Annotated in this window: 10 protein-coding genes and 1 tRNA gene; 5 read left to right on the forward strand and 6 right to left on the reverse strand. The window is 63.2% G+C overall.

Going from position 1 to position 13,548, the window contains the following annotated elements:
* Positions 1-545 precede the first annotated feature (545 nt).
* The 3 genes from QX071_RS32500 to QX071_RS32510 all read right to left on the reverse strand — a co-directional run bounded on the left by QX071_RS32500 (position 546) and on the right by QX071_RS32510 (position 6,212).
* Positions 546-1,355 carry a hypothetical protein gene (locus QX071_RS32500; protein WP_315706555.1) on the reverse strand — a complete coding sequence of 270 codons (810 nt, stop codon included), beginning with the start codon at positions 1,353-1,355 and terminating at the stop codon, positions 546-548.
* 98 nt (positions 1,356-1,453) lie between these two features.
* Positions 1,454-4,246, reverse strand: coding sequence for a di-heme-cytochrome C peroxidase (locus QX071_RS32505; RefSeq protein WP_315706556.1), 2,793 nt, complete (start codon positions 4,244-4,246; stop codon positions 1,454-1,456).
* 175 nt (positions 4,247-4,421) lie between these two features.
* Entirely contained in the window at positions 4,422-6,212 is a 1,791-nt protein-coding gene (locus QX071_RS32510) for an adenylate/guanylate cyclase domain-containing protein (RefSeq protein WP_315706557.1), read from the reverse strand.
* A gap of 120 nt (positions 6,213-6,332) precedes the next feature.
* Here QX071_RS32510 and QX071_RS32515 point away from each other — a divergent pair, with 120 nt between their 5' ends.
* Positions 6,333-6,971, forward strand: coding sequence for a LysE family translocator (locus QX071_RS32515; protein WP_315706558.1), 639 nt, complete (start codon positions 6,333-6,335; stop codon positions 6,969-6,971).
* Positions 6,972-6,973: 2 nt separating this feature from the next.
* On the opposite strand, the gene QX071_RS32520 is transcribed toward QX071_RS32515, so the two are convergent.
* Positions 6,974-7,726 (reverse strand): sulfite exporter TauE/SafE family protein, encoded by a 753-nt coding sequence (locus QX071_RS32520; protein WP_315706559.1) that lies wholly within the window; start codon positions 7,724-7,726, stop codon positions 6,974-6,976.
* A gap of 221 nt (positions 7,727-7,947) precedes the next feature.
* Between QX071_RS32520 and QX071_RS32525 the strand changes: the two genes are divergently transcribed.
* Positions 7,948-8,838, forward strand: coding sequence for a LysR substrate-binding domain-containing protein (locus QX071_RS32525; protein ID WP_315706560.1), 891 nt, complete (start codon positions 7,948-7,950; stop codon positions 8,836-8,838).
* Between the two features lie 26 nt (positions 8,839-8,864).
* On the opposite strand, the gene hisN is transcribed toward QX071_RS32525, so the two are convergent.
* Entirely contained in the window at positions 8,865-9,647 is a 783-nt protein-coding gene (hisN, locus tag QX071_RS32530) for a histidinol-phosphatase (RefSeq protein WP_315706561.1), read from the reverse strand.
* 647 nt (positions 9,648-10,294) lie between these two features.
* Positions 10,295-11,179 carry an N-formylglutamate amidohydrolase gene (locus tag QX071_RS32535; RefSeq protein ID WP_315706562.1) on the reverse strand — a complete coding sequence of 295 codons (885 nt, stop codon included), beginning with the start codon at positions 11,177-11,179 and terminating at the stop codon, positions 10,295-10,297.
* A 362-nt stretch (positions 11,180-11,541) separates the two neighbouring features.
* On the opposite strand from QX071_RS32535, the gene cpdR reads away from it, so the two are divergent.
* From cpdR to QX071_RS32550, 3 genes are all read left to right on the forward strand, one after another.
* Positions 11,542-11,901 carry a cell cycle two-component system response regulator CpdR gene (cpdR, locus tag QX071_RS32540; RefSeq protein ID WP_006610087.1) on the forward strand — a complete coding sequence of 120 codons (360 nt, stop codon included), beginning with the start codon at positions 11,542-11,544 and terminating at the stop codon, positions 11,899-11,901.
* Positions 11,902-12,027: 126 nt separating this feature from the next.
* Positions 12,028-12,102 (forward strand) — tRNA-Val (locus QX071_RS32545).
* 511 nt (positions 12,103-12,613) lie between these two features.
* Positions 12,614-13,513, forward strand: coding sequence for an NAD(P)-dependent oxidoreductase (locus QX071_RS32550; RefSeq protein WP_315706563.1), 900 nt, complete (start codon positions 12,614-12,616; stop codon positions 13,511-13,513).
* The last annotated feature ends 35 nt before the right edge of the window (positions 13,514-13,548 follow it).

Genomic DNA, 13,548 nt, shown 5'->3' on the forward strand with positions numbered 1-13,548 from the left:
TTCAGGAGGGGCGCTTCGCGATCGTCACGGACGTTGGCAGCGGGATGCGGTGGGCGTGTCGGGTTGCAGCGTGATCAATCATGCGGACGAACAATCCGATGCGCACGATCAAGCCGTGTGGTCCTGGTCTCCCGGTGCTGAGGCCAAGTTCGCGCTGACGTTTGCGCGGATGACAGGGGCAATAAAGCCGGTCCCTGGGGAGAGCGCGGAGTAAGTCGTAAAGCCATCGCGCAGGGAATGCCGGATGTTCGGCTTAACCTGTGGTGACTGCCGCCTGCTTTCTTTGTTGCAGGCGGGCCATGGGTGAGGCCTTCACCCGGCATTCCCTGCGCCTCCGATTTTGTCGAAGGCGAAGTCGTCAGCAAAGCTCGGGCAACTCATGCCGCGAGAGCGTGGATGCATGCACCGAGCCTGTTTAACAGTTGAACGGAGTCGCACGCATGCGTCGCTGTGGCGGCGATGTTCGGTTCGAATGGAGAGAATTTACTCTGCGAGCTCTCCGGGAAGGCGGTGATCCCGCATTTTTGATGAAGGGAGTCTTTTGTCTACTTGGAGGCAGCTTTTTCAGTTGCTTGCTTTGCCCGCTCTTCCTCTTCAGTGAGATCATGGAAATCATTGTGTTGAAAGCAGGTGTCAGCAGCGGCTTCGGACATGTCAGCGCCTTTGAAGGTCCAGCAGTACCGGCTGCAGTGCCGATTTCCGAATACGTCTTTGTAGAACAGCGCACCCCAATACATGATGACAAAGGTGGTGCCCTTTTTCACTAAATCGACTTGCTCGAGAGTTATGTTGTGTCCGCGCATCTCGAAATTGGATTCTTGTTGGGGAAACAGAGTGAAGGAATTAACTACAGTTGGAGCAGGAGTGCAAAGAGTCGGGGCAAACTGCGTGAGTCTATCGATTTGAACGACTGCGATGTTAGGAGGCGTCATGAAAAGATCTATGGCCGGCGTCAACCCGTAGTTCTTGCGGCTGATTTTCAATGTCTGGGTTGGCGTTCCGAAATTCTGGATACCGTGCTGAGTCAATCCGACGTAAGCCTTCAATTGCTTGCGTTCGGAATCCCTCATGATTTCTAATTGGTTTTGGCTTGCAGTAACTTGTCGGCCGCCGACGATCAAGATACCAAGAGTGAGCGCGATGTTAATTGCAACACCTGCCGCGACGGCGATTTCGACCCAAAACTTTATGCCCGCACGCCGGCGTTCCATTGGATCGCTTTTGCGATAGCTTTCGGCAAAGGCTTTAAATGTTTTGTTGAGGGCAGCAGTTTCCTCGGCGGTGCTGCCATGCTGTCTGGCAAGCTCTCCGCTGCGATCGCCGTGATGTTGTTTATCTCCCTTATTGCCGATCATCTGTTTCTGCCAATCTACACCGAGAACGCTCCGCAGCTCTCTGCTGTCATTATGTCGCTCGGCGCGATGCCGGGCTGTCCAGTTCGTCGCGACGTGCCCTACAGCGTCTTCAGATATTCGATCAGCTGCCAGCGCTCCGTGTCGCTGAAGCCGCGGCCGATCACGCCCGGGGGATAGTCGTGCGGATCGCGCTCGGGTCCTTCGAAGGAATGGCCCATCACGCTGTTGCCCTTGATCGGCCCCTTGCTGTCGGATGCCATGAAGCGGGTCTGGCCGGTCTTGCAGGAGGCCTCGCCGCCGGCAGGCACGGCAAAGCCGACCGTGATCGGATCATAGTCGCGCGCGCCCTGGCAGAACGAGGTGGGCCGGTCCGCGGCCGGGCTCAGCAGCCAGTAGAGCGAAGGCACCGAGCCGTTGTGCAGATAGGGCGCGGTGGCCCAGACGCCGTTCAGCGGCCGGGCGCGATAGATCGGCTTTGGCGCCGGGTTGGGGCAGTTCTTGCGCTTGCCCCACACCTGGCTCCGATCGACGACCGGATGCTCGTCGAACCATTTGTCGCTGGCGCGCTGCACGACGTCCATCAGCGCCAGCGCGTAAGGCATGTCGGTGGTCGATGTGCTCGGCGGCAGGCCGCAGCCCTTCAGGTCCTTGGCCGGATCGAGACCGAAGAAGCCGGGCACCTTGACCATTCGCGTCCGCAGGATGCTGGACTGGCCAGGGTCGGTCCTCATGTCGGCGACCGGCTTCTCCACCAGATTCACGGCGTCGCCGGACTTGTTCCAAGGCCCGCCGTCGCGTCGCCAGAAGCTGAGCGCCTTGGTGTCTTCGTCGGTGTCGAAGCTCTGATCGTCGACCGGGCCCAGATGGCACTCGACGCAGATCTTGCCATAGAGCTTGCGGCCGGCATCGACCTTGGCCTGATCGATGGTCCACGCCTTGTCGCCGGGAAACAGCTTGCCCGGCCATTTCGGCGAGGTCAGGCCGCCGAAGCGCGGCGGGTCGGCCGCGAACGGATCCGGGCCGTGCAGCATGTTCTCGATGTACACGAGATTCTCGATTGCGATCGAGGAGCGGAACAGCCGGTTCGCCGGCCGATCGGGCGAGAAGTTCACGGCGGCGAACACGCCGAGCGCCTCGCCGGCATTGCGGATCAAAGGCTGCGAGATCGAGGCGTCATATTGCGCCCAGGAGAACCACGGCACGGTCCAGATCGGCGGATAGCTGACGGGAGCAGCGATGGCCTCTTGATTGTCGAGGTAGCCGGGCAGGCCGCCGACCGCCATGTCGAGATAGAACACCTGGTTGCCGATGCGGTTCAGCGCGTCCAGCCGGCCGAAACCTTCCTGGGTTTCGCTCTGGCCCTTGGCCTCGATCGCTTTCTGATAGTTCTTGGCCTGCATGGTCAGCGCGAAATCGGTCGCGGCCTTCAGCCCTTTCTTCAGGGCCGTGCGCTCCGACTCGCTCGCGCCGGCGCCGAGCACCTGCTCGGCAAAGCGCGAGAAGCGCGTGGGGACCCATTGCGTGAGCATCATTGCAAAGCCCATGGCCTTTTCGAGCTTGCGCAAGTCCACCATCGCCGGGCCGCCATCGAAGCGGATGCTGGTGCCCTTGTAGCGGATGCTGCCGGTATGGCAGGCCGCGCAGGTGAGGCCGATCTTGTCGGGCTCGGCCGCGCCGGTTGCGGGATCGACCGCGCCGCTCAGCCGCGCGAAGCCGACCGGCAGGCCGTCGTTGTTGGCGGCCGGGGTCGGCGCGAGGCCCGGCAGCGGCGCCGGCGCAGGGCTCGCATTGGCATCCGCGGCTGCATCGAAGCCATAGGCTTTGAGGCCGGCGGAATCGCCATCGGTGCTCTTGGGACTCGGGATGAAGCCGAAACGTTCGAGATAGCTGCTGTCGGAAATCCGGCCGGGCGTACCGAATGGCGACAGATAAGGCTGCTCCAGCGCCATGAACCATTTGTAGGGCACCGGGAAGGTCGCCGTGCCCTGGGTTGCGTGGTGAAACCACTGGCGGTCCTTGACTGTCCAGCCCTGATTCAGCCAATGCGCCGTCTTCGGCGCCTCATAGGCCGGCAGCGCCGGTGGGACCATTTCCGCAATCGACTTTGGCAGGATGCTGCTCAGGGTCTCATCGGTCTGGTCGGGGAAGGCGATCCACGCGACGCCGAGCAGAACAACCAGCGCGACCGCGAAGCCGATCGTCGCCCGGCCGAGGCGCCACAGCAGGCCCGCGGGCCTCGGCTTGGTCAAGAGCCGTGTCACGATCCGCTCGGGCAGGTGGCGGTCGACGAACAAGGTGCGCACCTCGGCGACGCTGAGATAGCGATTGTCGCCTTCGCCCTTGCCCATCACGCGCAGCAGCACCGGCCATTCGCCTCGCATCAGCAAGGGGAAGTACCAGCGCGCATCGGCTCCGTCCCGATCGATGTTGGAGCGCATGTAGGTCTTGATCTGCGCCGCGTTCAGCCCGCGCTCGGTGCCGCCGCAAGGGTTGGGATAGTCGCTGCCGAAACAGGCGAGGCGGTCGATCTCGCCTTCGTGCACATGGGCCTCGGCATCGAGGATGCGCGAGCCGCCGCCGTGCTTGTCCAGCGGGCCGTTGCGAAGCTGGTCCAGATTCACGCCCGACCACAGGCTGTGGATCAGCCGCAGCGGGCCGAACCCGTTGGCGATCAGTGCCACACCAAAGGTCTGCGGCCAGACCATCCGCCGCCGCAAGCCGGTCTCGCCGCTCGCGGCCTGGATCGTGCTGCTGATCTTCGGCAGCGCAACGGTGTGCCTATCGACGAAGCCGCCGGCCACGAGTGCGCGCAGGAACGGGCAGGGATTGTTGGCCGACACCGGAATCTGCTCAGGCAGCGCGTTGCTGCCGGGGGCGGGGTCTGGGGGCATGCAATCGCATCCTTGGGAAGAAACCGGTGATGAAAGGAGTAGCGCGGACCAAGGCGGCCGGACGTGAGCCAGCCCACATCTACGCGAGGATTTTCACGAGAGTCTGCGGATGATGGCGTATTCGGATTTGGTGTCAACCAGAAGTCGCGGGGCGTCCACTGCCGGACGTCTGCTCTCATCCACGCGCGCGGGGCGCGACCGTCTCCACCAATGTGAGCTTCGACGAGGGCATGCGCGCCTTCACCAGACCGTCACGGTAATGCGCGATGTCATCCGAACTTTTCCAACGGTTGCTCAACAACCGCTCCACCGTGAGCCACGGATAGAGCTCGAGCATCGCGGCGACGACCTCCTTGGCTTCGGCGCATCGCCCAAGTTGCGCGAGGCTGGCGGCCCGGATCGAGAGGCCCTGCAGATGGTCGGGGTTCTCGTAGTAGGCCTCCCGCGCCCAGGACAGCGCCGCATCATAGTGCCCGAGCAGATAATGGCTGAACGCGCTCAGCACGTTCCACTGATAGCGAGGGTCGCTGTTGCCGCGTTGCGCTGCGATCGAGAACAGCTCCACAGCCTGCCGGTGCTCGCCGCGAACCATGTGACACACGCCGAGCACGCCACGGGCGCCCATGTCGTAAGGGTTGAGCTCGAGCGCTTTCCGCGCCGCGGCCATGCCCGCGTCCGGCTGCCCCTCCATCGCGTTGACGTATGCGAGCAGCGAATAGGCGAAGGAGGAGCGGGGGGCGAGCCGCACGCTGGTTTCGGCCAGCTGCATCGCCTCGTCCCACAATTGGTGGGTGCTCCTGATCCAGCCGAAATGGATGCCCTGCAGCAGGATAGTGCCGAGATAGGTGTGGGCGATCGCAAGCGCCGGATCGAGCGCGATCGCCTCGCGGAACAGCGCGATCGACCGCTCATAATCCGCTTTGGTCGGCTGATAATAGTGCGACAGCCCGCGCAGGAAGCGGTCCCAGGCGGTGAGATCGGTGTTGAGCGACCGGGTCGGGACCGAGGCCTCGGCGCGGTAGATCTCGGGGATCAGCGCCGCGCACAGATTGCTGGTGATGTCGTCCTGCACGGCGAACACGTCGCCGATATCCCGGTCATAGCGCCCGGCCCAGAGTTGTTCGCCGCTCTCCGGCGCCACCAGCTCGGCCGTGACCCGGATCTTGGCGCCGGCGCGCCGCACCGAGCCTTGGATCAGATAGGTGGCGTCGATCTCGCGCGCGATCAGGCGGGCGCTCAGGTCTGCGGTCTTGAAAACGAAGGTCGAATTCCGGCTCAGCACGCGGAAGAACGACTGCAGCGAGAGCGCATGAATGAGGTCCTCGGCCAGCCCGTCGGAGAAATAATCGTCGGTTGCATCGCTCAGGTTGACGAAAGGGAGAACGCCGACGATCGCGGTCCGGTATTGTGGGGGCAGGACCGAAGCGGTGCGCGGCTCGCGGACCTTATCCGGTCCGCCGGGCTCCCAGGTCCAGACATTGATGGTGTCTTCGATGTTCTTGAAGCGGAAATTGCCGGCATCGGCGAAGCTGACCGCGACGTGCCGGCTCGCCTCCTGATAGGCTTTGGCGGAAATCGCAACGCCGCCGGGGTTGGCTGCCGCTTCCAACCGCACCGCAAGGTTGACGCCGTCGCCGAACACCTCATCCTCATCGGCAATGACATCGCCCATGTGGACGCCGAGGCGGAACCGCATGGTGCGTTCCGCCGGCAGATGCGCATTGCGTTCGGCCATCAGGGTCTGCATCGCGACCGACGCCTCGACGGCGCCGACCACGCTCGGGAATTCGAGCAGAAAGCCATCGCCGGTCTTCTTGATGATCCGGCCGCCATGATTGAGGATGATGGGATGGATCGCGCCGCGATGGGCCTTGAACGCGGCATGCGTGCCGGCTTCGTCGGCTCCCATCATCCGCGAGTAGCCGGCTACGTCGGCGCAAACAATGGCAGCCAGCCGTCTTTCCATCGCACTCCCGCTCCTGCGTTCCCGATACCATGGCTGCAGCTCTTGAATCCAATGCTTTTGCAACTGATAATTCGTCTAGGTGAACGCTCGTCGGTTCGGTCACTTTGAAAGGAGCCATCCATGTTGGGGATTCACGATTTCGGGCTGTTCATCCTGTCGGGCTTATTGCTCAACGTTACGCCGGGGCCGGACACGGCCTATATCGTCGGCCGCAGCGTGCAGATGGGCTGGCGGGGGGGTGCCGCCGCTGCGGTCGGCATCAGCGCCGGGTGCTTGGTCCATGTGTTTGCCGCGGCGGTTGGGCTCTCGGCGCTGCTCGCGGCGTCGGCGACCGCGTTTTTTGCCGTGAAATGGCTCGGCGCGGCCTATCTGGCCTATGTTGGTATCAAGATGCTGCTCACGCGGCAGCATTCATCTGCCCAGGGCACGAGCTTCGTCTGCACGGCACTTCCGCTTCGGAGCGTGTTCCTGCAGGGTGCGCTGACCAACGTGCTGAACCCCAAGGTGGCGCTGTTCTTCCTCGCCTTCCTCCCGCAATTCGTCGCAGGCGACGCGCCGCAGAAGGCCTTGGCCTTTCTGCTGCTCGGCGGAATTTTTATTTTCAACGGCACGATCTGGTGCCTCGGCGTCGCCGCGGTCGCGGCGAGGACGGCCAAGCGCGTCCAGCGCTCTTCGCAGGTGATGGCGTGGCTCAACCGGGCGATCGGCGGTCTGTTCGTCTATTTGGGCGTCCGGATCGCGCTGCTGGAGGCGCGATAGATCTACCAATAGAGTTCCAGGACCGCGCTACCGACGAGATAAAGGCCGAGCAGGATCATCGCGATCAGGAAGACGCGGCGGAAGGTTTCGGCCGGCATTTTCGAGCGCACGCTCTGGCCGATGAACATGCCGAGGAAAGCGCACGCCATCGCCACCGCGCCCGGGAGCGCGGTGGCGGTCGAGAGCAGGCCGGAGCTCGTGAGGTTGAAGGCCAGCGTAATGGTGGCCACGGTGAAGAACACGCCGAGCGCCTGCACCAGCTCGTCCTTCTGCAGCCCGATCGCCTGCATGTAGGGAACGGACGGAACCACCTGCACGCCGGTCGCGGCCGAGATCAGGCCGGTGATGAGGCCGACGATGCCGCCGACCCATTTCTCGTGGCGCGGTGCCACGCTGAAGGCGAGCTTCGACAGGCCGAGCAGCGCGTAGACGACGAGCAGGAGCCCGAGCGCGATGTTGCCGTAATGGGTCGAGCCGTGACTCAGTGCCGATGCGTTCAGGCAGATGCCGATCGCGGTGCCGAGCATCAATGGCCACAGCCGTCGGGCGATGTCGCGCAAATAGGGGCCGACGAAGGTCTGCCAGATGTTGGTGATCACGGCCGGCACGATGACGATGGCGAGGGCGCGGCCCGGCGGCATCGCCACCGCCAGCAGCCCGACCGAGACGGTCGGCAAGCCCAGCCCGAGCGCGCCCTTGATGAAGCCGGCGAGCGTGAGCGCGAACGCGATGAAGATCAGGATGGGGTCGATCATGGCCCGGAGATTGACCGATCGCGGAGAAGGGCACAATCTGGAGGTTACGGAGCAAGCCTTCGGCCTGCCCGAAGCCTAGAGCATGATCCGGAAAAGTGGAAACCGGTTTCCCCTCGCGACAAACGCCATAGGCGTTTGCGCGGAGATCATGCTCAATCACAGGGATGGGATCATGATGCGATTCCTTTTAATCGCGTCATGATCTAAGGGAGCATGAGGCGATGCGGTTCGACCTGGTCGATCTCAGGCTGTTCATCGCGGTTGCCGATGCGCGCAGCATCACCGGCGGCGCCGATCGCGCGCATCTGGCGCTGGCCTCGGCGAGCGCGCGCATCAAGGGCCTGGAGGACGCGTTCGGCGTGCCGCTGTTCAAGCGCGGCCGTCGCGGCGTCGCGCTGACCGCCGCCGGCGAAAGCCTGCTCGATCACGTCCGCATCATCATGCACAATGTCGAGACGATGCAGGGCGAGATGGCCCGCTTCGCCTCAGGCCTGCGTGCCAATGTGGAGCTGCTCGCCAACACTGTTGGTCTTGCCGAACATCTGCCGCGGGCTCTGGCCGCGTTCCTGCGCGACCATCCCGATATCAGCGTCGACGTCGAGGAGCGGGAGAGTACCGACATTGCCGCCGCCATCGCGGCCGGCAGCGCCGATCTCGGCTTCGCCGCCGAGCATGCGCTGCCCGACAATGTCGAGCGCTTCGTGTTCGGCGAGGACCGGCTCACGCTGGTTGCCGGACGGCGCGGCCCGTTTGCGGGCCGCCGTCAGATCGATTTCGTCGAGACCGCAGGCCAGGATTTCGTCGGGCTGACCCAGGCTACCGCGCTGCAGGTCCATATCGGCAAGCACGCAGCGCGACTCGGCATCCGCCAGCATTTCCGGGCGCGGCTGCGCGATTTCGACGCGATCTGTCAGATGGTGGCGGCGGGGGTCGGCATCGCGGTGGTGCCGGAAGCCGCCGCCCGGCGCTGCGCGCGCACGATGCCGATCTCGGTGGTGACGCTGCGTGACAGCTGGGCCAATCGCCGGCTCGTGATCTGTGCGCGCAGTTTCAAGGCGCTGCCACGGCCCGCGAAGCTCCTGGTCGATCATCTGCGCAAGGCGGCGGGATGAGTGCACGCACGCACTCAGCTGCAAGGTCAGCCAGCCAGCATCTTCAGCGCCGCCTCGTGCACGCGCTTGTCGCCGGCGGCGATGATACGGCCGCCGGTCTGCGCCGGGCCGCCGTCCCAATTGGTAACGATGCCGCCGGCGCCGTTGATGATCGGAATCAGCGCGGCGATGTCATAGGGCTTGAGCTCGGTCTCGATCACGAGGTCGAGGTGACCCGCCGCCAGCATGCAATAGGAGTAACAATCGCCTCCGTAACGCGACAGCCGCACCTCGGCTTCGACCCGCTCATAGGTGGCCCGGTCGGCCTTGTTCATCAGCAACGGGCTCGTGGTGTAGCAGACGGCTTCTTTCAGGGATCCACAGCGCCGCACCGAGAGCCGGCGCTCGCCGACGGAATTCCGGTAGGTTGCCGAGCCGTTGTCGCCCGAGAAACGCTCGCCGATGAAGGGCTGGTGCATCATGCCGAAGACTGGCGTGCCCTTGTGCAGCAGCGCGATCAACGTGCCCCAGATCGGAAAGCCCGCGATGAAGGACTTGGTTCCGTCGATCGGGTCCAGCACCCAGACGTAATCGGCGTCCTCGCGTTCATTGCCGAACTCCTCGCCGACGATGCCATGCTGAGGGAAGTTGGCCTTGATCAGCCGGCGCATCACGGCTTCCGCGGCGCGGTCGGCTTCGGTCACCGGATCGAAATCCTGCCGGATGCTCTTGTTGTCGATGGAGAGCGAGGTCCGGAAGAACGGCAGAATGGTTTCGCCGGAGGCGGTTGCCAGGCGGCCAATGAAGGCGGAGAAGTCGATAACCGTCACAATAGGTCCTTCAATGCGAATTCGGCGGAACCAGTATCGCCGATTGCAGCCTCCGCGTCATTTGCGGGCTCTCAATCAAGGCGACTTATTAGAATGAGATGCGCCCGCCACGTCTCAAGCGCCGCGGGCCGAATGGCCGTAACCGCCTGGTCGTGGAGTGCGCGCCCATGCCGGCATGCCCTAGCCCAAATGCCGCGGAGATGCACCGTTGGCGGAACCATCGGTCAAGATATCAAATATCTTTCGGCCGCTGAGGTCTTCCAGGCGCGGTCTATTTTCGATTTTTGCCATCACGAAACGGAGAACGAAATCGGACGGTATCCAGGTCTCTTCCGATCTCTCGATCAAGCAATTGAAATAGCTTATGAAACGAAGCTAGGTTCGCGGAAGGCGCAACCCGGCCTGCGATTTTCGCATGGGAAACGGCAGAAAAACCCTTGCGCTTTGTGCAGCGCGATTGCATATTGTTGCGGTGCGGTAGCGCTTCGCGTTACCGCTGCCCTCCTTGGGCGTTTCCTCCCTAGACTTGGGCCGCTTGTCTTCACAAGCGGCCCTTTTTTTGTGGCGGCGCTTTCGGCTATCGTAACAGTCGTCGCTGCTCATGCGGCCACTGGCCGAGTCGGCCAGCGCTGCGACGGGCGTCGTGGCTATTCCGCCGCGGCCTGGAACGGGCCGAGATCGTCGAGCGGCACGGTCGCCAAGACTTCGGCGAGCACGGCAAGATCGGAGGCGATCTGTGCGAAGCGCGGTCCGCGTTCGCGCCGGCGCTCGTCCATATAGATGGCACGATTGAGCTCAATCTGCACCGCGTGCAGCCCGCTGGCCGGATTGCCATAATGCTCGGTGATGAAGCCGCCGGCATAGGGCTTGTTACGTCCAACCGAATAGCCGAGCCGGCCCATCACGTCTTCGATCAGGTCGGGCAGCAGCGCCGCGCAGCTCGTGCCATAGCGGTCGCCGATCACCATGTCCGGACGCCGCGGCTCGTCGCGCGAGACGCCGACCGACGGCATCGAATGACAGTCGACAACGATTGCCGTGCCGAAGTGCTGGTGCACGCGGTTGATCAGCCGTCGCAGTGCCCGGTGGTAGGGTTTGTACAAGGTCTCGATGCGGTGCAACGCGTCCTCGACACCGAGCCGGTCGCGATAGATCTCCTGACCGTCGCCGACCACGCGGGGAATAGTGCCGAGACCCCCGGCGACCCGCATCGAGCGCGTGTTCGCAAAGCTCGGCAGCCGTCCGGTGAACATCCGGGGATCGAGTTCGTAAGGTTCGCGGTTCACGTCGACATAGCAGCGCGGGAAATGCACCCGGACGACCGGGAAACCGCTGGTCACGAGACCCCCGACCAGTTCGTCCATGAAGGAATCTTCGGAGCGGCGCAGCGTCGGCAGGTCGATCCGCGAGGCCTTGAGGAATTCGTCTGGATAGACCGAGCCGGAATGCGGCGAGTTGAAGATGATGGGCGCCCGCCACGTCGAGGGCTCCATGATCTCAAATGGCGGCAGTTCCCCAGTCAACTCCGTCATCCCTTAAGTGCCGTCCCTTGGAGTGATCCCTTGGAGCGGTCCCTTGACCATGTCGCCGACTCCGCCGGACCTTTACGGCCGAGAGCCAAGGCCAGGACAACGCGGACTCGTTCATGATGAGCGAACATTGTCGGTAATCCCAGCCGTTCTGCCAAGTGAAAAGCAAGGAAAAAGTTCAACGCCGGCTTGGAACAACTCTGAGATTACGGCAGAACGCTCCGGAGCATGTGGTGGCGCGACGGCCCTGAAAATGCCTTGCGGATATCGGATCAACATCCTCAACCCTTCACCCGAAATTTACCGTCCGTCGGGCTAAGTGACGCTAGCCGCTCCGTTTTCACCGGGACATACGACCTTTCGCCATGCACAAGATCCTCCTCGCCGAAGACGACAACGACATGCGCCGCTTTTTGGTCAAGGCCTTGGAAAACGCCGGTTTCCAGGTCTCGCCGCATGACAACGGCATGTCGGCCTATCAGCGGCTGCGCGAGGAGCCGTTCGAGATGCTGCTTACCGACATCGTGATGCCCGAGATGGACGGCATCGAGCTGGCCCGCCGCGCCTCCGAGCTCGATCCCGACATCAAGATCATGTTCATCACCGGCTTTGCCGCCGTGGCGCTGAACTCCGACTCGGAAGCGCCGAAGAACGCCAAGGTACTGTCGAAGCCGGTTCATCTGCGCGAGCTGGTCAGCGAAGTGAATAAGATGCTGGCGGCCTGAGCCGTATTTCGGGAGGCAGGCCGGCCTGCGGGCGAAATATCCCGCATTCCATGGTTTTGCGTCCTTGCTTGCCCGCGCGGGAGCCGATATACGGACCCCCACCCGATAATGACCTTCCTGGTTCCAGGGCACGTAGCTCAGCGGGAGAGCACTACCTTGACATGGTAGGGGTCACAGGTTCGATCCCTGTCGTGCCCACCATCGGCTGATCCGGCCGGTGACCCAGCCTCGAATATCTCAATTGACGCGAGATCGCAGAATTTTGTGGTTCGCGCTGTGGTGGATGTGACCGCTCCGCAGGGTGGTCCGGATCGCCGCCAGAGCCGCCAGATATGACGGATGACGGCGGGCATGAGCGTGCTCTCTTGCGGCGCTCCCCTCGCGTCCGATCTGTGCCGAACGACCGTCCTCGAAAGCCAGAGGCGCACGGGCGCTGGCCCCGCCCAACGGCTCGTTTGCAAAAAAGTAGCCGGCATTCATCACGGCCCCTGTGCTGATGGTGCGACCTGGCCGCAGCCAAGTGCGCGCTGCAACCGGCGGGCAAGGTTCAGCGCTTTGGAGGCGTATCGGGAGCAGGGCACAATCGCCCGAGCGATTGCGCTTGAGTGGCCGGCGCACATCGTCCTCGCGCGGCAAGTTGGAAGTTCCTATGGAGCGGGTGCAGCCGAAACTGCTAGAAACGAATTCGCGCACTAACGAGGATGAGAAATCAATGACAGGCAAGCGCGTGGTGTTCACCGGGGGAACGGGCAAGGCCGGCAGGCATGTGCTGCCGCATCTGCAGAGCAAGGGCTACGAGCTTCTCAACGTCGATCTCAAGCCGTTCGATCACCCTGGCATCAATACCCTAACCGCTGATCTGACGGACAGCGGCGAGGCCTTCAACGCTTTGACCACGCATTTCGGCTTCGACGGCTTCAAAGCCGGCAGGGCGCCGCAGGCGCCGGACGCCGTGGTTCATTTTGCGGCAATTCCGCGCGTTCTCATTGCGCCTGACAACGAGACCTTCCGTGTCAACACGATCAGTACCTACAACGTCATCGAAGCCGCAGCGAAGCTCGGCGTCCGCAAGGTCGTGATCGCCTCCAGCGAGACCACCTATGGCGTCTGCTTTGCCGAAGGCGATAAGGACTTCAAGAGCTTCCCGCTCGAGGAGGACTACGACACCGACCCGATGGACTCCTACGGATTGTCCAAGGTCGTCAACGAAAAGACCGCGCGCGCTTTTGCCATGCGCTACGGCATCGACATCTATGCGCTGCGTATCGGTAACGTCATCGAGCCGCATGAGTACGACATGTTCCCCGGCTTCCTGGCCGATCCTCCGTCGCGAAAGCGCAATGCGTGGTCCTACATCGACGCTCGCGACCTGGGGGAGATCGTACACCTCGCCATCCAGAAGGACGGGCTCGGCTTTCAGGTCTTCAACGCCGTCAACGACACCGTCACCGCCAACATCCCGACGCGCGAGTTGCTGCGCCGTTATTGTCCCGATGTCCCGGTGACCCGCGAACTCGGCGACGACGAGGCGCCGCTGTCGAACCGCAAGGCACGCGAGGTGCTCGGCTTCAAGGAAGCGCACAACTGGCGATCCTACGTCAAAGCCGGGTAGCGATCGTGGGCACAGTTGCCGCGCCCGCTGCGGCT

Origin of the sequence: Bradyrhizobium sp. SZCCHNS1022 (genome assembly GCF_032484835.1) — a bacterium.
Taxonomy (GTDB): Bacteria; Pseudomonadota; Alphaproteobacteria; order Rhizobiales; family Xanthobacteraceae; genus Bradyrhizobium.